Here is a 20,331-nt window from a genome sequence, read left to right on the forward strand (position 1 = left end):
CAAATCAAAAAGCCCTTCTGCCGATGCGGCAAAAGAGCTATCATACTCAGACATCCTTTCAGAAGCTCTTTCTCCATACCAAGAGCTCCAAAGCATGCTTTCTTTCATACAATAACTATTCCCGCTCGGATCTTCCTCGCCGTCAGAGTCTGTATCTTCCTTTTTTCACACATCCGGATAGAAATCTTCTCTCCGTCTGCTGTTGGTTATTCCATTATAACTTATCCATGAATATGCGTCAACAAACGTTATTATTGTCACAAGCAAAAGAGGTATTCATTTACATCCTTCTACTGTTTTCCTAGCATCTGCATCCATTTTTTTCTCCGGAATACTGCGACTGACAACGCAAACCGGATACATTCCTCTAATGAAAGTATAAAATATACCTGGTACACCGGAAGACCCAGCACAAATGCCGCCACGATTCCAAGCGGAACTCCGAACATCCAGGTTCCGATCAGATCTATCATCATCACATACTGTGTCTTTCCTCCACTTCGAAGAATACCGCTCCCCAGTATCATATTTTCCACTTTTACCGGGGCAATCACTGCATACGCCGTCAGAACGTTTACCGTGAGCTGCTTCACCTCGCTTTCAACCTGATAGATTTCGACATAAAATCGACTGAAAGCTGCTATGATTCCGGACAAAACCAGCGATCCCACCAGACCATACAGCATCAGTTTCTTCGCAGCCTGATATGCTTCCTCATATTCTTCACGACCAAGTTTCTTTCCGATGATGACTCCTGCTGCCTGAGCGAGCCCACACAGCGCCCCTATCATCAGCCCCTGGATCGGATTGGTCAGTGTCACGGCCGCTGCAGCATCGGTTCCAAGATGTCCATAGATACCCGCATATACATTTTCCCCAAGACTCCACATCAATTCACAGACAAAGACGGGAACAATCAATAACAGATACTGTCTCCACTGAAATGAAGCTTTTCTCTCTCCCGGTTCTCTTTCGTAAAATACTTCCTGGTATCTAAACATCATAATACAGATGATAACAAGATAAACAATCTGCGAAATGACAGTCGCAACAGCCGCCCCATTCGCTCCCATGGCAGGCATTCCAAGCTTTCCAAAGATCAATATATAGTTCAATCCCGTATTCAGCACTGCCGCCGCGATACCTGCATACAACGGAAGTACCGCCTTCTCCATGTAGCGAAGCATCACAGCCACCATAGAGGCAACCGTCATCGGAAGAAAACTTCCCCCAACATATGCCAGATAAGAAGCACCCGATTGAACCACTGTCTGATCCAAAGTATAAAGTCTTAAGATCTCCTTTGGGAACAATATGGCAGCTCCTGTAAACACACATGCAATTCCTGCCGACACACTCAGATTCACGAGAAAGCTTCTGCTGACTTCTGCGTGATTCTTCTGTCCCAGATACTGCGAAATCATAATTCCTGCAACTGCTCCGACTGCCGAAAGTATCACTGAAAATACAGAGGAGAATTTTGCTGCCAGTCCGACACCTGCAACGCTGACACTGCCAAGCTGTCCAATCATCAGCTGATCAACCATGCTGAACGATGACTGAAGCATGGACTGTAATGCCACCGGAATTGCAAGATTGCATACCATACGAAAAAATGTCTGATTCTGTTTCATGAGTATTCATTTCCTTTCTTTTTCCTTCCTGTCTACATTCTATCGGTCTTCCAATATGGGTTCAAAGGTTAAACGCGTAACCCTCAACAAAAAAGAAGCGTGATATTTGTATATTTTCTACAAACATCACGCTTCTTCATTTTTATTATATTTGCGGTTTATATATCCTCTGGTACTTTCTCGTTCTATCAATTGTACCGGAATTACCATCTCTGTCTCTGATTCCCTTTTTTCTTTCAATTCTTTCAGCTTCTGTATGGCAATCTGTGCACGTCTTTTCACATCCTGACGCACGGAGGTCAAAGTGGGAGTATTGGTCCTGCAGATAGGCATATCATCAAAACCAATCACCATCATATCCTCCGGAACCCGGATCCCCTGCACTGCAAGAAAATGCATCAGCTCTATGGCATAAGAGTCAGAAACTGCAAAAATCGCCTCATACTCCTGTATCTGCTTCAGATGTTCCTGATAATAAGCAAGACGTTTCTCCTTTTGCATGGGAACCATCAGGAAATCCACCCTGTCTTTTCCCAGTCCGTCACAGAATCCTTCATAACGTTCTTTATCGACACAGATGTCATTGTCCGATACACAGAGCGCTTTCTGGCATCCTTTTTCCTTCAGACAAAGACCTGCCTGAAATCCTCCATCGTAATTATCAATCGTAATATTGCAGATACGTTCCGTATGATCACAGTATCCGTCATAGACGACAAATGGAATCCGCATATGATTTCTCAGATGCATATAATCCTGTTCACAGAATCCGATCAGAACCAGACCGTCCATATTCCACATGGAAGCGAAGCGGATGATCTCCTCCGGATCTCTGGTCTTTTTGATCATCATGAACTGTCCTTCTTCTTCAATCTCTGTAGACAGACTGTTCAGTGAAGAAGCGATAAAAACATCTTCCAGCACATGCCCTTCATATTTTTCATGATCATTGACAACAACACCAATAATCTTTGAAGAATTCTGTGCAAGCAGAATTCCGGCCATACTGGGAATGTACTGGCGCTCCTCCAGAAGCGCCTGAACTCTCTTCACCGTCTCATCGGAGACCTTTTTCGTCTTTCCATGCAACACATTCGATACCGTTGCTGTACTTAGCCCCAATTCATCCGCGATATCGCGGATCCGGATACGATGCTCTTCCATAACTTCTCCTTTGACGTCAAATTCCGCTCATATTCATGGAAAACACCAATTACTGGAACACACTGTCCAGAACCAGGTCAATCCCGATGATGATGATAATTACGAAGGCCCAGGACCCGAGTCCTCCTAACAGCATGCCATAGGTGCCCTCTGACAGACAGATCAGCACAAAAGCAGTCAGCATATATGTAACCAGTAATTTGCAGCAGTTCATAAGAATCATCTTCACAAGCACATATCCGATTGCGAGTCCAAAGCCAATCTCAAGCAGAAGATGGAATATCCAGACACCTCCTGCGATAATGATCACTGTCACAGCGGATGAGATCAGAGCCGTCATCGTTCCTGACAGCTGTTTCATCTGTTCATATAAAAACTTAAGTAACAGCCCCGCCGTTACAGCTGATATAAAAGCACAGGCAATTTCCCAGAGAATTTTCTGAATAACGACCCAGACATTCTTTTCCTGACTGATCTCCATCCAGGCAATTCCCGCCTTTGATAACGCCTCATACACGACTGCCGTCAGACACATTTTACAGAAATCCTCCAGGAAGTCCAGTACTGTTAATGTCTTTAATCCTGCAAGATAATAAGCTTCATCCACAGAAGCCGATACAACAGAAGAATAAAACTTCAAAGCCAGCTGTGCCACCGGCTTTCCAAATGGAATCACTTCCAGCATCTCCATCCATGCACTAAAAAGCAGTCCGGAATCTGCCCATTGTGATATGAGCACCGAAAAGACCGTCATGAACAAAAACAGGAGCATGATGAAAGCAATCAGATTGCGTAAACTTTTTGACATAAGATCCCCCTCTTTTTTCTTCATTCTTCAAGGTATCAAAATGGTGTGTTGCGGAGACTAAATGGTTATTTCCCGTGCATTTTGTGCAGAAAAATACGTATTTTCCGCTGTGTCCATGTGGTTTTTGAGGATTTTGTTATCATGGTGTTATCACACCATGTTTATAATTTTACACACTTTTTAAATACGACTTTTGAGATAAATAATTTTCAAACTCCAGAATAATTAAATCAAACATCTCTTGCAATACCATTATTTTATTTGAAACATGATTTCTTTCTATAATTATTCCATTTTCTCCATGAGCTATACTATTTCTTTGATTTACCAATTGATTTATATCTGATTTATATTTTTCTAAACAATTATTCATCCCAAATTTACTCAATATAATTGTCATTTGTTTATAATTCAAATTTGAATTCGCAGTAAGCAAAGACGGATCAATATACAATTCTCTATCAAAATCTTTTACAAATTTTTCCACAAATTGAGATGACTGCTCAAAACTTTGTTTTCCGGAAAGAGGTTTCAATACTTTTTGTAAAGAAAAAGTATATAATTCATTAATCACAATTTTTTTATCTAACTGTTCATTATTCAAATATGTAATGAGTAATTTGAAACTTTCAACTACAAATCCTTCCCAATGAGCATATATATAAGGTATGCACATTCTATAATATTGTTGTTGTTCTCTTTCCGGATACTCATTAAGTGCAATAACTCCTATCTTTTTTAAAGATTCTAACTCCCTAACCCGCCACTCTTTACTGGCAATAATTTCTTCTGTAAGTTGATGCATTTTTTACTCCGTAATACCCAACAACACTTTTTTTGCAATTTTAACCTTATTGGTTATACTAGTTGGATTGCTACTTGCTGATCCAACATATTTATTAAAATCAACACTTTCCTTCAATCTTGTTATTTTTTCACCCAACTGTTCTATATTCACTTTTTCTAAATCGACTGTGCTATCTGACAAACTGAGCATTATTGCATCATACATACTTGTAGTAAAATATCTCTTTCCCAATTTAAAAATATTATTGTTCTTCAATTTTTCTAAAGTCTTCATTATATTGGAAAACAAGACTTTATCTGTTTCAATCTGCGTACTGTCAAATGCTCTACATTGACTTTCCAAATAATCATCCATATAATCCTGTATATTCGCTTGTGAATATCTTGTACCTTTATTTTTTAATGTTAAATATCTTAATACAAGTTCTTCATAATACATTTTCTCTTCATTCGATATACTAATATTTACTATTTCTCTAAAAATATTATTTTGTGCCAATTCAGCAACAAATTCACTATATCTACTGTCTAATCCTCTAAATATACAGTTTCTTATTTCTTGTCTTGATAATCCTTCTCCTCCGGTATTTAATCTTTTAAAAAGCTCATATCTCATTTTAAATTCGCTTTCTTTAAGAATAATCTCTACCCTACATGGAGTACGTTTAATTTGCAATTTATATTCCAATGGCAAAGTGTCAATAGTAATATCCTTCAATCCTTTCAACATACTTCCTTCTACCAATTTCAAGCCATTTTTGGGATACGGATTTCCTTCTTCATCTTTCAATTCATTAAAAAAAGATAGCACAGTCGACACTCTTTGCAGCCCATCAATCAACTCCCATTTTCCATCAGGATTCGTTGCCACAAAAATGGAGGGAAATGGGATTCCTAACAATATCGACTCTATAAAATCTGACTGTCTTTGTTCATCCCATCGAAAAGCTCTCTGATATTCTGGCGAAATAATTATTTCTTTATCTCTATACATATTAATTATTTCTCCAAAAGACATATCCATTCTTTCCGATTTTATTTCTTGACGATATTTCTGAATTTCTGCACTAATATCCATATCTGCTCTCCTGTAAAAATTTTTTATTCCGCTAAACATTATTCCTTTTCAATAAACTCTGCAAGAACTTCTCTCCATCTTGTCAGTACTTCTTTTCCCACAATCAGTTCATCTATAAGTCCCATATTAAGTGTATCAACAAACCTACACAAATATGATTTCCCTTGTCCCCAGAAAGTATAATGACTGTCAATAAACATCACATGGTATACCTGTTGTCCTGTTCTATCATATATTTCATTAAACTCATATCCATCAAGTTCAGCTTCATACACTGCATCTGCAACACGACTTCCAAATGATTTAGAATAATAATACTCTTTTATTTCCCATACTATTTTAGGATTATAAATCGATGGATATGCCCCATCAAATCTTCTAGAAGATGCTCCTATAATTTTGCGGTTATTCAACAAATATACAAGTCCTCTTGGATCTGGATTGAACTCTTCATCTCCTCCAAGCATTTCTTCCGCTATCATAGTTATAATCGCTGTAAAATAATTTATTTTTTTTATCTCTTTGCGTTGCTTGTTCATAATAAGCTTACATTTATATTTTCCGCTGTTTCTCATTTCTTCAAATATCTGCTTTGCTTCATCAACATCCATCAGATTTTTTTCAATTGTATTATTTAATAAATCTGCCCGCATATTGCAATACAAAACAGCTTTATTGATTCTATCAGGCGAAACTTCAATATTCTCTTTTTCGCAGAGTTTTTCTATTTGTTCTACTGTATAGGTTAAAACAATCCCTTTTTGGGAATACCCCAATTTTTCACTAATAAATCGAATAAAAAACCAAAACGATTTATCTTCTCGTTTAAACTCCTTAAATTCTCTCATAGTGCTCCACCTCAACAAATAATTCAGATTTTTTTACTTGCAATGCCTGCGCAATTTTATCTATGTTTTCCAAAGAAACATTGCGCTTACCAAGCTCTATGTCACTTATATATGTTCTATGTAGTCCACATAAATCAGCTAATTCTTCCTGCGATATTTTCTTATTTTGTCGTATTGTTCTTACGGCTTTTCCATAAGCGACACGTATTTCTTCCTGCATTGCTTGACACCTCCAATTAGTTAAATTATAATATCATTGTAGACTTTGAGTCTACAGACTATAAGTTACATGCGAGGATCGAACAATGTCCAAAGTACCAGCATTATTAAAATGGATAGGGAATAAACAGAGATTTGCTGAAACCATTATTTCATATATGCCTGAACAATTTAATGATTATTATGAACCCTTTTTAGGTAGTGGTGCTGTAATGGCACAATTACTATATCAAAACAGTATGAACCAAACTCCTATGTTTGTTCATTCATATGCTAGTGATATTTTACCGTTTTTAATTGACATTTTTAATATTGTCAAATATGATCCACAACAAATTAAAGAATATTACTCAAAAGAAATCGAAGAATATTATCAGAATCCTTCCGATAAATATAATGAAATCCGAGATAGATTTAATACTAACCACAATGCATTAGATTTCTGCCTTCTATCACGTACATGTTATTCCGGAATAATACGTTTTCGAAAGGTTGATGGGTATATGTCTACTCCAAGAGGTCCACATAATCCTATCAAACCAGAAACCTTTTCAAAAAGAGTAGATTTGTGGCACTCTCTTATAAAGGATTCGACATTTTCAACCATGTCATTCGAAGAATGCATGGATAGCGCCAAACCTGGAGATCTCGTTTACTGTGATCCGCCATATACACATAGTCAAAGTATTATTTATGGGGCTCAAACTTTCAATATTGAAAATTTATTTACCAAAATTGCAGAATGTAAAGCCCGAGGAGTTTATGTTATGTTATCAATTAATGGCACCAGAGAATCTAACAAAAAAGACATCTCTATCGCCCCACCCACTGGTTTATTTAACAGAGAGGTATTTGTAAACTGTGGCACCTCCATGATTGATCGCTTGCAAAACGCAGGACAAACCATGCAAAATGAAGTAGTTCATGATAAGCTACTTCTTACTTGGTAATCCCAAAGGAGATACTCAATGCCTGTATCTCCTTTTCTTTACCAGATTTCTATTTTCCCAAGATAAATATATATTCATGCGCCAACATCAAAAATGTTTTTTGTATATTATTCCAGTAATCTGATGATCGGCAATTATGCTGTTCCTTTATAATAATTTCTTTAAGTCTAAAACCAGCATCTGTAAATTTCTGCATAGACTGCATACCCAAAGGCAATACATAACCTTCCTGTCGTATGTCTCCGATCATAAATGCACATATTCCCTGCTTCTTTAATACTCTATATGCTTCTCTTGCGACTTGCTCCAACGCCTTCAAAAATTCCTCATATTTTAAGTGTGAAATATCTCCCGGAATTTCTTTACTGTATCGTATAATATTTGCGTATGGTGGATGTGTACAGATAAGGTCTATGCTTTCATCTTTTATAAACGATAATTTAGTTGCATTTCCTTGCTTTGTGAAAATTTTTGAACTTTCTTGACACGTAAAATTAAGATTTGTGTTAGATAGCTTGACAGCTTCAGAATTTATATCAACACCGATAGCATTTCTTCCTAATAGCTTTGCTTCTATCAATGTTGTACCACTGCCTAAGAATTGATCTAGTATCCAATCATTTTTCTTTGAATAACGTAAAATAAGATTTCTGGGAATGTATGGAGACCAATTTCCTCTATATTTTCCCGAATGTGTAGCCCAACTTCCTCTTTCTGGAAATGACCATATTGTTGTGTCTTCTAATTTGAATTTTTCTGGTGCTTCCCTTATAAAGATCTCCCCTTTCTTTTTTTACTCATTATACTTCTGCCATATTTATTTGTCCATAAAAAAATCTCCATTCGAATATTAAATATCAATAAACATTCGAACAGAGATTTCTTATTCCTTACAAATATATAATTTCTTTCAATGCAATTTCTTCTGCACAAGCCTTTATATTGTTCATCAATCCAACCCATTTCATCTGGTCCTGCATTTTCAGCATCTCCGTCACTCCCTGTTTTTCCGCCATCTGCTTCATCATCGTTTCTACCTGCTCTCTGGCTTCCTGAGCAACTTGATTCAAGTGTGCTGTCAACTCCCCAGTCATCAGTAAATACTGGTATCTTGCCGGTCTATGCTTCTTCAAAAAACGTTTCCGCAGCATTCCATATTTTCCATATATCAGTTTTTCTTCATTCACTACCAGATCCGGCAGATAATAATCTCCATGCAGTGTGTAGTTTAGTCCATTACTTTCATCATAAATGTGCTTTTCATCATCTTATTTCTCCATTCCTTTGTTTTTCGTTTTATTTTCCTTGCGTTGCTGGTTCTCCATCTCATTCTTTTGGATACCCAAAGCCAGCCTTTCGTGAATACTTCCTTTTGGCATTTGCTCCATTCGCCGTCTTTCTTCTAATGCCTTCTGCTCTTGTATATCCTGCCATACCACATCCTCTACAACATTTTTCCCAAGGACACGCACTACCCAATCATATCTGTCGAAAACATCCTGCAATTTAAAGTTTCTGGGGTAATATCTGAATTAATACTCTGATAACAGACTATGATTACTCGATGATTGTAGCAATACGGCATGATCCAACAGTACGTCCACCTTCACGATTGATACTCCTGTTTTTCAGAGTTTCAACTACTGTATCAATGCTCTGTTACAAATCTTTCCATCTCATCAATGCAGTCTTTACCGCAGCAACGATATGAACTATTCTGGGAACAAATGAGGAGATTACCGGAATGGCAATCTCCTTTTCCCATTTACTATAGTTCTTATCTGTATTTCAGCATTCTCATAACTGCCACACAGAAAATCAAGAATGAACCAACTGACAACAGAACCCAAAGGTTCAGATCAGCGCCGTCTCCGGTCTTTGCTGCTCTGACAGTTCCATCATTCTGTGATGGTACCTCCTTCTGACCTGCTTGACCATTCGCAGAGCTGCCCGCACCAGAGTTGTTCGCTCCCGAATTGCCAGGATCCGGAGTGTTTTCCGGATCTTTTACCGGATCTTCTGTGGATGGGCCGGGATTCTCAGGATCCTCTGTGTTCTCTTTGTAATCGCATGCAAGAGATCCTATCTTAAGTGCTCCGGACTTTACGCCATCCTCAAAGCGATATACCGGTCTCTGTCCATCCTTTGTATAACTTGCATCTGCAATCGCAAATCCCTCATTATTTTTTGCGACATCCAGTCCACTTGGCGGCGCTACATGGACAATCTTTACTGTTTCTTGACCTGTCAATGTCACCTTTGCGGCACGGTTACCATAGCCATTATCGGCAACAACCCATAAAACATCTTCATAAGTATCATAGTCCAGTGCCATCGCACCTCCGAGCTTACTGTCAATATCGGCAATCTGTACAACGCTTCCATCCTGATTCAGAATATAGGCATACACATGTCCATTATCCTCCAGCGCAACGAAAAATACACCTTCTGCTACGGCATTCGGATACAGAGCCGGATCAAAAGCGGCTTTGGTATTCTGATCCCAGAGTTTCCCCTCAACATTCGCATAAGACACCCATTCTACTGCTTCAATTCCCATGTTTGCGGATACCTGAGGCAAGGAGGCTGTCAGATCCCATTCCTGCAATGCAGTCAGATCATATCCTTCTGCATTCGGATCTACTTTCAGAATCGTATTGTAATTCACACCCTTCGCATTATTATCACGCTCTGATGCAACATATACGAATCCATTGCCATCCACCGTGATTCCCTCGGTATCAGGTCCCGGTGCATCCGGATTTTCTGCGTCCTTCTGGAAGCGGACACGTTTTCCATTCTCAAACCCTTTTGCAAAGCTGAGTGTACCATCCTCAGCAACGTCCAGAATCCAGAATTTTCCCGTACCATTATCTACCGCATAGAGTTGTCCATTGTAAAAATCCAGTCCGGAAGCATCCTCCAGGAAGGTTGGTTCTTTATCAAAGACTGTGATCTCACCCTTTCCCGGCCATTCAATCGTCTCAACAGACGGATCCTCCGTATTTCCTTCGTCTTCCGTACCCTGATTTGCGGTTCCCTTCGTGGATACTTCAACATCCTGAAATTCACCGGTTCCGTCCGGTATTCTCGCATAGACTCCGTTTGCATGGTTCTCCCATGCATATTCCGCGATCTTCACGCCATCTTTATTAAAAACAGTTGCCTGATCCGGATTACCAAGTCCAAAAGAAAAATGAATATTCTGGTCGAATACATAATATTCTCCCGGATTCAGAACCGTTCCTTCTGCCACAGGTGTAACATCCTTTGCATGCTTCACCGGATCATTATCCAACATATACCAGCCACTGATATCGACCGGTGTTATTCCTGCATTATAGATTTCTACCCAGTCCGTAACGTCTCCATTTGACTCTACTTCATTAATGACAATCTGCGGTTCCGCACTTCCACCGGTCGTATCTTCTGTCCATGCTCCGTCAGCCAGACTTCTGGGGCGATTTGCCGCAATAAATGCCTCTTTTTCCGCTTCAGCTATATTATTCCAGACAAGCAGGCAAAAATCTGCTACATTGTTATCCGTATCTGCAAAGTTGGTGCGACGCAGTGATTTTTGTTTGGAAATATCTGTTGTAGCAGGAGCGCTTCCCTCTCCGATATCCTGAAAGTCTGTTGTTCTTGTAGATATTGCATCGATTTTGTCTGTGCCTTTATACAGAATAACTTCAACAGACTGGTCATTATCAATCACTTGATTCCAATCCATATCTGCCTGATCAAGCGATACAACCGCAACAGATGTATCCTCAGCTGCACAGCGAATCAGATAAGAACACTTCGCCGGAATGCTGCCGGCAAGTGAAAGTTCTTTTACCTCAACCGTCCCATCGCTCTGCCAGGTAGATCCTGCATGTTTTCCATCCTGGTTCTCCCGGTTGGACGAATATGTAATCCTGTAATCTGACAGAGAAATCTCTGAATCCGTAGGGTTATAAAGTTCAATAAAGCTGTTTGAAAATGGTGTTTTCCCTTTTCCGCCGCCACCATAGATCTGATTAATCACGATATGATCCGGTGCAGCAGCATATGCTGTTCCCACCGGCAGCGAAGTAACTGCAAGAAGCATGGCGAACAGCACCACCATTATCTTTTTCAGATTTTTCATAAATACATCCTCCTTTTTACTCTCTTCACATCAGCATACTGTTTTGCTGATTTTACTATAAACGGATTGAACAAATCGAAAAAGCGCAGTCCCGTCAAATGTTTGTAAAATGTTTGTAATTTCGCGCTATTCTTCTACAGTAAAACGATCGGACACAAGATATAAAAAGGAATTAAAAATTCATAAATTTCAAAGGTTTTCTTCTCTTTCTTCCTTCACTTCCTGTATACTGTAATTATCATATATTACGACTTATGGTAAGGAGGCATTTTTCAATGAAAAACTATATTACATACGCAAAAACAGATGATCGCGTATTGCCTTACGAAGAACCGCATCGCCGGATTGCCTATCTTGCAGCGCTGGAGGGTATCGTTCTCCTTGAAAATCATGATGCGCTGCCGATTCCTTCCGGCAAGATTGCCATGTATGGATCCGGTGTAGAACATACGATCAAAGGTGGAACCGGGTCCGGCGAAGTAAATGAACGGCACAGTGTATCGATACTGGAAGGTATGGAAGCCGCAGGCTATGAGGTAACCACAAAAAAGTGGCTGGACGATTATACTGAAGAGTATGAAACCGGACTGAAAGAACTGGAAGCAAAGATAAAGTCCTCCCTGAAAAAACTGGATATCCAGTCTTATCTCACTATGTTTCTTCAATCTTATCTCTACCCGTTCGGCCGTCTGATTACAGAGCAGGATGTGACAGACAGTGATACGGATACCTGTATCTATGTAGTCGCAAGACAGTCCGGCGAAGGAAGCGACAGGAAGCTTGAAAATCAGGATTTCCAGTTATCCGACACTGAAAAGACGAATATTCGTTTCTGTACACAGCATTATAAAAAAACAATCGTTGTATTGAATATCGGCTCTTCTTTTGATACCAGTTTTATGGAAGAAATTCCGGGCATTGATGCGCTCGTATATTTCTGTCAGCTTGGAACCGCAGGCGGCACTGCATTTGCAGATGTCATATCCGGAAAAGTTACTCCGTCCGGAAAGCTCACAGATACATGGGTAAGTTCTTATTCTGACGTTCCATACGGCATGGATTACAGCTATCTGAATGGAGATCTGGAAAATGAGAACTATCTGGAAGACATCTATGTCGGTTACCGTTATTATGATACCTTCCGGATTACTCCCCGCTATCCATTCGGATACGGGCTCAGTTACACAACATTCGACATCCGGTATCAGGGAATCGAAAAATCAGGGGATACGATCTCTGTGCGGGTAATTGTAAAAAATACCGGAGATACTTATTCCGGAAAAGAAATTGTACAGCTGTATGCAAGCTGCCCTCAGGGAAACCTGAAAAAGGAATATCAGCGTCTGGTTGCATTTGCCAAAACAGACACCCTGGAACCGGGACAGGAGGAGATACTGACTCTGACTTTCCCATTATCCTATCTGACAAGTTATAATGAAGCTTCCGCTTCCACAATCATAGAAAAAGGCACCTGTCTGCTCCGTATTGGAAGTCACTCCCGCCAGACAGAAGTATGTGCGGTACTGAATATTACAGAAGACATCTGTGCATCCGTCCATAAACATATCTGTCCGGTACAGACTCCGCTTGAAGTACTATATCCGGAAGCTCCGGGTGAGACAGATTCGGAAACACCTGATGTAACTGAAGCTCCGGAGGAAAAAGATCACCTGGATATCACACAGGAGGACCTTCCGACTGTCACCTTCACTTATGACGAACTTCCGGTCACAGGAAATCAGAAGCTGACAGAAGATCTGAAAAAGCTGACCGTAAAAGAACGTATTCAGCTGGTAGTCGGAGCAGGACTGAAAGATATGCTCATGAACGAAAGCTATGTAAAAGTTCCGGGCGCAGCCGGCAATACAACCTCCTCACTTTTGAAAAAAGGTGTTGTTAACCTGGTGCTTGCTGACGGTCCTGCCGGTCTTCGTATCCAGCGCCGCTCAACGATCGGCCGGAACGGAACAGCCAAAATGATCGACATGCAGATCGACATGATGAAATATTTCCCTGAAATCTTCAAAAAACTGCTTTGTGGAAATCCGGAAAAAGATCAGGTATATTATCAGTACACCACTGCATTTCCGGTAGCCACAGCTATGGCACAGACCTGGAATCCGGATCTTCTGGAGCAGATGGGACAGGCTGTCGGCGAGGAGATGCTGGAGTACGGCGTCAGCTTCTGGCTGGCCCCCGGAATGAATATCCACCGCAATCCTCTCTGTGGACGCAACTTTGAATACTACAGTGAAGATCCTCTTCTTAGCGGTAAAATGGCTTCTGCTGTTACCAGAGGCGTCCAGAAAAATCAGGGATGTTCTGTCACTTTAAAGCATTTTTGCGGCAATAATCAGGAAAACAACCGGAATCATGTCTCTTCCAATATGACAGAAAGAGCCCTGCGTGAGATCTATCTGCGCGGTTTTGAGATCGCGGTACGCGAAAGCCATCCAAAGGGACTTATGACAAGCTATAACAAGATTAACGGGACCTACGCCAATAACAGCAAAGACCTGTTAACCCATGTTCTTCGTCAGGAATGGGGATTCGACGGTCTGGTAATGACCGACTGGACTGCGACTGCCAAGGGACAGAGTGATCCGGCAGTATGCATTGCATCCGGCAATGATCTGCTCATGCCCGGATCTTCCTCTGATAAGAAACGAATCAGAAAAGCAATTAAGGAGGGAACCCTCACCCGTCGTGATCTGAACCGCTGCGCCGGACGTATTCTTGCGGCGACTCAGAATGCCTGCGTTTCCATAGACGGAGAAAAGGGAACTTACAAATCAGATTTCTAAGACTTTTCCTCTGTATCTTAAAAAAAGGTTCTATCTGCCAAATCCAGAACAATTTTCATTGAACCGGCAGATAGAACCTTTGTTTTTTATTTCAGATCTGCAAGCATCTCTTTCATCGTTTTGCCATAGATAGGATGTCTCTTATATGGTGCAATCTCTGCCATCGGCTCCAGAACAAACCTGCGATTCTGCATATCTACGTGGGGAATACAAAAGTCGTCTTCTTCTATCACCCAGTCATCATACAGTAAGATATCCAGGTCCAGCGTTCTCGGTCCCCAGTGGATCAGACGTTCTCTTCCCGCTTCCTGTTCCAGTTCATGAAGTCTTGTAAGAAGCTCCTCCGGGGTCAGAAGCGTCCGGATCCTGCACACACCATTTAGAAATTCATCCTGCTCCACGCCGCCATAAGGCTCTGTGATAATGAATTCTGACACTTTTTCTACCCGGCAGCCTTCCGTCTGCCGAAGTCCTTCCAGTGCATGTTCAATATACTGTTTCTTATCTCCGATGTTCGACCCAAACGCCACGTATACTTCATGCCAGCTGCGGCTGATTGCCACAGAAACCATATCTACCGGAAGCCCGATCGGCGCCCAGGGTTTTTTGATCTCTACATCAACCTGACGGATTCTTTCATCAAATGTTAATAATACTTCTGCAAGATGCTCTGCCACAGCTTCAATTAACTGAAACGTTTTCTTCTTCATCTGCTCCGTGATTAGCTGACAGATGGTTCCATAATTGACAGATTCCTCCAGTGAATCCAGCTTTCCTGCCTTTCTTGTATTCAGATACAGTACACAGCTTACCAGAAACTTCTGCCCCAATCTCGTTTCCTCCGGAAATACTCCATGGTTGGCATATACTTCCAGGTCTTTTATCTTTATCTGATCCATGATTCTTCGCTCCCTGATTCTATGGTCTGTTAAGAATTGCTTCCGTCATTCGAATGGCTCTTCGATTCTTTTCCACATCATGTACTCGCACGAATCCATAGCCACACTGCACAGCCATGACAGTTGTTACAAGCGTTCCTTCTTCCCGCTCTGTTACCGGCAGATCCAGCGTCAGTCCGATCATTGATTTTCTGGAAGTTCCAAGGAGCATCGGATAACCCAGTTCATTGAATCGATCCAGATGTTTCATTACATCCAGATTCATCTCATACGTTTTTCCAAATCCAACTCCCGGATCCAGCATAATCTTATCGTCGGCAATTCCTGCCGCTTTCGCAGTTTCTACACATGTTTTCAGATCCTGATACATATCTTCAATAAAGTTTCCATAGACTGCCTCATTTCGATTATGCATCAGACAGCAGGACACATCATATTGTTTTACCAGAGGTGCCATATCTTTATCATACTGGAATCCCCAGATATCATTGACCATATCTGCTCCTGCCTGAATTGCCGCACCTGCGACCCGGCTCTTATACGTATCTATCGAAACCGGAACGTCAAAATTCTTCTTTACCGCTTCAATCAATGGGGTCACTCTGAAGATCTCTTCTTCCTCGCTGATCTGCTGATGTCCCGGTCTGGTGGATTCCCCGCCAATATCCAGGATATCGCATCCACTGCTTAACATTTCTTCCGTATGACGCATGGCGGCATCATAATCGTTCCATTTTCCCCCATCCGAAAAAGAATCAGGGGTCACATTCAGGATCCCCATAATATATGTGTGATGCTTTGTATCAAATTCTCTGTTTCCTATCTTCAATTCTATCACCCGTTCCTGTATCTTTCTATTATTCTGTACTCCGAAGACTCCTCTTTACCACAGAATCTCCAGGTTCTTCTTTTCCTTATTCCAGTTACATTCTTTTTCTGCCGGACAGGCATAACATGACCGCGAGATCTTGTCTGCATCATACAGAACCTCTGATAACAGATCACTTCCCGTCTTCACCGACAGCTGAACCTGCGCTTTTCTGCGATGATTTAATATCGCTGTCAGGATCCGCTCTTTTTCCTCTTTTCCGTATCCGGTATCTGTCAATATTCCTTCTGCAATCCCGGCACTTGCCTGTTCATGCGGCACTCCTTCGCTGTACTGTCTCCATTTTCCGATATCATGAAGCAGTGCTGCCGCATAGATCTCTTCCTTTTCCAACTGATATCCTCTCTCCATGGAAAATACATATGCAAGTCTTGCCACATCCATAAAATGTCCCATATCATGTCTGCAGAATACCCTTGACTCTTCTGCTTTTCTGTTGTTTTCCAGACATTTTTGAAAATACGGATGCCGGTATATATCCTGCACCCGTTTCATCTTCTGTATCTCTTCCTGCTTTAAAGTCATATATGCACTGTGATTCTTCATGCTGTTACCGCCCTATCATACGGAAGAACATGTTCTGAAGCTTTTCGTTATCTTCAAATTCTCCCCTTGTAACAACACTGACCGTCTTGCTTCCCGGCTTTTTTACTCCACGCATAGTCATACACATATGCTCTGCTTCTGCCAGTACCATTACACCCTTCGGTTTCAGATGCTCCATCAGCGCATCTGCAATCTGCGCTGTCATCTGCTCCTGCAGCTGAAGTCTCCTTGCATAGACCTCTACTGTTCTGGCAAGTTTGCTCAATCCAACCACCTTTCCGTCCGGAATATATGCTATATGCACCTTTCCGTAAAACGGAAGCATATGATGTTCACACATGGAATAGAATGTAATATCTTTTTCCACAACCATCTCATTATTTTCTGCTGTAAATGTCTTTTTCAGATGCTCTCCGGCATTTTCGTCCATTCCCCCGCAGATCTCGCCATACATTCTCGCAATTCTCGCAGGAGTTTCGATCAGACCTTCCCGATTCACATCTTCTCCGATACCTTCCAGTAAAAGACGAACAGCCTGCTCTACTTTTTCCCTATCTACCATCTTCCAATTCCTTTCCGCAGCTTTTTTCTTCCAGCCGGATGACTTCTCCAAGATAAGATAACGAACCAAATGCCAGTACTGCTCCATCCTTTTTTTCCCGCTGCTTAGCAAGTCTTAATGCTTCTTCTGTACTTTCTGCCGTTTCTGACTGTATCCCATGTTTCTTCAGCTGTTCACAGAGCTCTTCCTTTCCAAGAGTTCTTTCCCGATTCGGAAGATCAATGGTATATACAAATTCCAGATACGGTGCCATAATCGTAATGATCTTTTTATATTCTTTATCCTGAAATACTCCCATAACGGCAGTCACTTTCTTTCCCGGCAGAAGCATATCTACATTCTGCGCGAGTCTTTTTGCCGCATCCTCGTTATGTGCGCCATCTGCGATTACCGTCGGTTCCCCTGCAAACACGGTAAACCGGCCGGGCCATCTGGTTTCTTTCAGCCCTCGCCTTACGGCTTCCTGACTGATTTTTACCCCCTGACGGCACAGGACTCTGACTGCCTCCAGTGCCGTAACCGCATTTTCAATCTGATGCTGCCCGGCAAGAGAGATCTCCATATCTTTATATTCTTTATAGGAAAAACGCTGTCCCTTCAGACTTCGTCCGGATACCTGTGCGGTATCCGGTTCTGCAACAATAAGCGGACATCCCTTTTCCTCTGCTTTCTTTTTTAATACTTCTAACACACACAGCGGCTGACTTCCGGTCACTGCCTCTGCACCCTTTTTCAGGATTCCGGCTTTATTTTCAGCAATCTCTTCCAGTGTATTGCCAAGTATCCCTATGTGGTCCATGCTGATGGATGCAAATATGCATAGTTTTGTATTTTCAACAATATTTGTTGCATCCAGCAGTCCTCCAAGCCCCGCTTCCAGAACAACATAATCACAGCCTCTCTTTTGAAAATACCGGAATGCTATCGCGGTCTCAATCTCAAAAGCTGTCGGAGACGGACGCCCCTGTTCTGTCAGCCGTTCTGCTGCCCTCTTTACTTCACATGTGATTTCTGCAAATTCATCTTCCCCCATATACGTTCCGTCAATCTGAAAACGTTCCAGATATTCCATCACTGTCGGAGAGAGATATCTTCCTGTCCGATATCCTGCCTGTGTCAGGATCGTAGACAGGTATGCCAGTATCGAACCTTTTCCGTTGGTACCTGCTATGTGTATAAATGTCAAATCTTTTTGCGGATTTCCCAGCTCTTCTAACAAGCCCTTTATACTGTCAAGACCAAGTACACTTCCGTATTTCGATACACCATCCAAATATACCCTTGCTTCTTCGTATAACATCCTGCTGTCCTTTCCAATACCTGTTACTTCGGTTTCTGTATCACTCACATACAGTCTCCTCAATATTCTCTACATTGTAGCACAGTTTCCAATATGAAAAAAGCGCTATTTTCTCATATTATCTTCTTTTAACGTTACAGCTCCACTGCAAAAACTCATGCAATGGAGCTGTATGTGATTGCAATTCGTTATTTCATCTCTGATCGTCTTTCAGCTGCACGTACGACGTGTTTTGCCAGAACAGACGTTGTAATACTTCCTACGCCTCTCGGTACCGGGCTGATATAGGATGTTTTTGCCTCAACCGCATCAAAATCCACATCTCCGCACAGATTGCCGGCTTCATCAACATTGATTCCGACATCCGCCACCACAGCGCCTTCTCCGACCATATTTTCTGTGATCATTCTGGCCTTTCCGGCAGCCGCAACAAGAATATCTGCTTTTGCGCACACTCCCGGAAGATCAACGGTTCTGGTATGGCAGACTGTGATCGTCGCGTGTTTCTTCAATAACATCATGGAGAGCGGTTTTCCCACGACCATGCTTCTGCCGACTACCGTAACATTCTTTCCTTTCGGATCGATCTGATAATAATCCAGCATCTCCATCACTGCTTCTGCGGTACATGGCGCATAACCGGTCTCATCTCCTGCAAATACCTTTGCAATATTGATCGGGCTCATACAGTCCATGTCTTTTTCCGGATCGATCATTGCCTTGATCGGTTCTTCATCCAGATGCTTTGGCAGCGGGCGGAATAATAAAATTCCGTGTACAGACGGATCTTCATTGACTTTTCCGAATTCCCGGATAAATTCGTCCTGTGGAATGTCCTCCGGAAGTTCCACGATCCGACACTCAATACCGATAGCTGCCATACGTTTCTTTGCACCACGTTCATAAGACACGTCATCCGGACGCGCTCCGACTCTTACGATCGCCAGACACGGATCTGTACCTTTCTCTTTCAGACATTCTACTCTGCTTATCAGATCTTCTTTCATAGCATTGGCAACGTCAGCGCCTTTCATTAATATGCTCATCTTTTTCCTCCTAGCGGATCTTCGCAAGCACGCCTGCGTAGATTTCTTCCTGAAGTGTTCTTGCTTCCTGAATCAATTCATCAGATTCTCTGTTCAGCTTCTCTGCCTGTTCGCGGTCCTTCATCAGACGAGTATTGATATAGATATTCAAAGAAGCGCCTTCCAGAGCCGCACGGGCAAACAGTACGGCCACTCCCACATCACTGACCGCAATCCGGCTTCCTTTTTCTCCCAGTATCTTAAGTAATCCGATCACTTTCGATACCGTACGCATGATCTGAAGCGGTACAATACTCGCCTCATACAATGCCTTTTCCATGACTCTTTCTTTTTCTTCCTTTTGTTCCTGCGTTTCCTTCGGAAGTCCGTAAGCTCTTGACAAAGGCTCAAATGCTTCTGCATCTTTATCTGTAAGTGTTACCAGTTCTTCTCTGAGTACTTCAAGCTGACCGCGGATATCTATGATTTCCTCTTCCACATCTGCATACTTCTTTTTCCCAACTGTCAGATTGGCGACCATCATACCAAGTGCTGAAGCAAAAGCTCCTACTGCTGCAGATGCTCCGCCGCCGCCCGGAACCGGCTCTGCAGAGGATAAAACTTCCAGAAACTCTGTCGTTTTCTTCTCTAACATCATGACTTTTCTTC

Annotated in this window: 19 protein-coding genes; 2 read left to right on the forward strand and 17 right to left on the reverse strand. The window is 41.7% G+C overall.

The genetic code is table 11. The annotated features are described in order from the left end of the window. Positions 1-290 precede the first annotated feature (290 nt). The 7 genes from ABE547_RS01010 to ABE547_RS01040 all read right to left on the reverse strand — a co-directional run bounded on the left by ABE547_RS01010 (position 291) and on the right by ABE547_RS01040 (position 6,559). Positions 291-1,634, reverse strand: a complete 1,344-nt coding sequence (locus tag ABE547_RS01010) for an MATE family efflux transporter (RefSeq protein WP_347377015.1) — start codon at positions 1,632-1,634, stop codon at positions 291-293. A gap of 126 nt (positions 1,635-1,760) precedes the next feature. Then, a complete protein-coding gene (locus tag ABE547_RS01015) occupies positions 1,761-2,798 on the reverse strand; it encodes a LacI family DNA-binding transcriptional regulator (protein ID WP_347377016.1) in 1,038 nt (345 codons plus the stop codon). 49 nt (positions 2,799-2,847) lie between these two features. Beyond that, positions 2,848-3,606, reverse strand: a complete 759-nt coding sequence (locus ABE547_RS01020) for a hypothetical protein (protein ID WP_347377017.1) — start codon at positions 3,604-3,606, stop codon at positions 2,848-2,850. 169 nt (positions 3,607-3,775) lie between these two features. Then, on the reverse strand, positions 3,776-4,411 hold the full coding sequence (locus ABE547_RS01025) for an MAE_28990/MAE_18760 family HEPN-like nuclease (protein WP_347377018.1): 636 nt from the start codon (positions 4,409-4,411) through the stop codon (positions 3,776-3,778). Positions 4,412-4,414: 3 nt separating this feature from the next. Beyond that, the gene (locus tag ABE547_RS01030) at positions 4,415-5,491 is read right to left on the reverse strand and encodes a DUF262 domain-containing protein (protein ID WP_347377019.1); all 1,077 of its coding nucleotides are present in this window, start codon (positions 5,489-5,491) and stop codon (positions 4,415-4,417) included. A gap of 38 nt (positions 5,492-5,529) precedes the next feature. Continuing rightward, a complete protein-coding gene (locus ABE547_RS01035; protein ID WP_347377020.1) occupies positions 5,530-6,339 on the reverse strand; it encodes a hypothetical protein in 810 nt (269 codons plus the stop codon). Further along, positions 6,326-6,559: a helix-turn-helix transcriptional regulator gene (locus tag ABE547_RS01040; protein ID WP_347377021.1), complete on the reverse strand. Its 234-nt coding sequence runs from the start codon at positions 6,557-6,559 to the stop codon at positions 6,326-6,328. Before ABE547_RS01040 ends, ABE547_RS01035 begins: the two co-directional genes overlap by 14 nt. An 85-nt stretch (positions 6,560-6,644) precedes the next feature. On the opposite strand from ABE547_RS01040, the gene ABE547_RS01045 reads away from it, so the two are divergent. Continuing rightward, positions 6,645-7,508, forward strand: a complete 864-nt coding sequence (locus ABE547_RS01045; RefSeq protein WP_347377022.1) for a Dam family site-specific DNA-(adenine-N6)-methyltransferase — start codon at positions 6,645-6,647, stop codon at positions 7,506-7,508. A 49-nt stretch (positions 7,509-7,557) separates the two neighbouring features. On the opposite strand, the gene ABE547_RS01050 is transcribed toward ABE547_RS01045, so the two are convergent. The 3 genes from ABE547_RS01050 to ABE547_RS01060 form a co-directional block, all read right to left on the reverse strand. Next, complete coding sequence (locus ABE547_RS01050; RefSeq protein WP_347377153.1) at positions 7,558-8,286, reverse strand: DNA methyltransferase; 729 nt, start codon at positions 8,284-8,286, stop codon at positions 7,558-7,560. A gap of 112 nt (positions 8,287-8,398) precedes the next feature. Beyond that, positions 8,399-8,761: a TnpV protein gene (locus tag ABE547_RS01055; protein WP_347377154.1), complete on the reverse strand. Its 363-nt coding sequence runs from the start codon at positions 8,759-8,761 to the stop codon at positions 8,399-8,401. 524 nt (positions 8,762-9,285) lie between these two features. Beyond that, on the reverse strand, positions 9,286-11,637 hold the full coding sequence (locus ABE547_RS01060; RefSeq protein ID WP_347377023.1) for a lamin tail domain-containing protein: 2,352 nt from the start codon (positions 11,635-11,637) through the stop codon (positions 9,286-9,288). A 275-nt stretch (positions 11,638-11,912) separates the two neighbouring features. On the opposite strand from ABE547_RS01060, the gene ABE547_RS01065 reads away from it, so the two are divergent. Continuing rightward, complete coding sequence (locus ABE547_RS01065) at positions 11,913-14,441, forward strand: glycoside hydrolase family 3 N-terminal domain-containing protein (RefSeq protein ID WP_347377024.1); 2,529 nt, start codon at positions 11,913-11,915, stop codon at positions 14,439-14,441. Positions 14,442-14,527: 86 nt separating this feature from the next. On the opposite strand, the gene folK is transcribed toward ABE547_RS01065, so the two are convergent. The 7 genes from folK to ABE547_RS01100 all read right to left on the reverse strand — a co-directional run bounded on the left by folK (position 14,528) and on the right by ABE547_RS01100 (position 20,320). Continuing rightward, on the reverse strand, positions 14,528-15,340 hold the full coding sequence (folK, locus tag ABE547_RS01070; RefSeq protein WP_347377025.1) for a 2-amino-4-hydroxy-6-hydroxymethyldihydropteridine diphosphokinase: 813 nt from the start codon (positions 15,338-15,340) through the stop codon (positions 14,528-14,530). A gap of 19 nt (positions 15,341-15,359) precedes the next feature. Continuing rightward, positions 15,360-16,169 (reverse strand): dihydropteroate synthase, encoded by an 810-nt coding sequence (gene folP / locus ABE547_RS01075; protein ID WP_347377026.1) that lies wholly within the window; start codon positions 16,167-16,169, stop codon positions 15,360-15,362. Positions 16,170-16,223: 54 nt separating this feature from the next. Continuing rightward, positions 16,224-16,775, reverse strand: coding sequence for an HD domain-containing protein (locus tag ABE547_RS01080; RefSeq protein ID WP_347377027.1), 552 nt, complete (start codon positions 16,773-16,775; stop codon positions 16,224-16,226). Between the two features lie 4 nt (positions 16,776-16,779). Further along, complete coding sequence (gene folE, locus ABE547_RS01085) at positions 16,780-17,337, reverse strand: GTP cyclohydrolase I FolE (protein ID WP_347377028.1); 558 nt, start codon at positions 17,335-17,337, stop codon at positions 16,780-16,782. Then, positions 17,327-18,685 carry a folylpolyglutamate synthase/dihydrofolate synthase family protein gene (locus ABE547_RS01090; protein ID WP_347377029.1) on the reverse strand — a complete coding sequence of 453 codons (1,359 nt, stop codon included), beginning with the start codon at positions 18,683-18,685 and terminating at the stop codon, positions 17,327-17,329. The genes folE and ABE547_RS01090 overlap by 11 nt, the downstream gene beginning before the upstream one ends. A gap of 140 nt (positions 18,686-18,825) precedes the next feature. After that, on the reverse strand, positions 18,826-19,683 hold the full coding sequence (locus tag ABE547_RS01095) for a bifunctional 5,10-methylenetetrahydrofolate dehydrogenase/5,10-methenyltetrahydrofolate cyclohydrolase (protein WP_347377030.1): 858 nt from the start codon (positions 19,681-19,683) through the stop codon (positions 18,826-18,828). A 10-nt stretch (positions 19,684-19,693) separates the two neighbouring features. Beyond that, on the reverse strand, positions 19,694-20,320 hold the full coding sequence (locus ABE547_RS01100; RefSeq protein WP_347377031.1) for a cyclodeaminase/cyclohydrolase family protein: 627 nt from the start codon (positions 20,318-20,320) through the stop codon (positions 19,694-19,696). Between the last annotated feature and the right edge of the window lie 11 nt (positions 20,321-20,331).

Origin of the sequence: Dorea sp. YH-dor226, assembly GCF_039832105.1 — a bacterium.
Classification (GTDB): Bacteria; Bacillota; Clostridia; order Lachnospirales; family Lachnospiraceae; genus Dorea_A.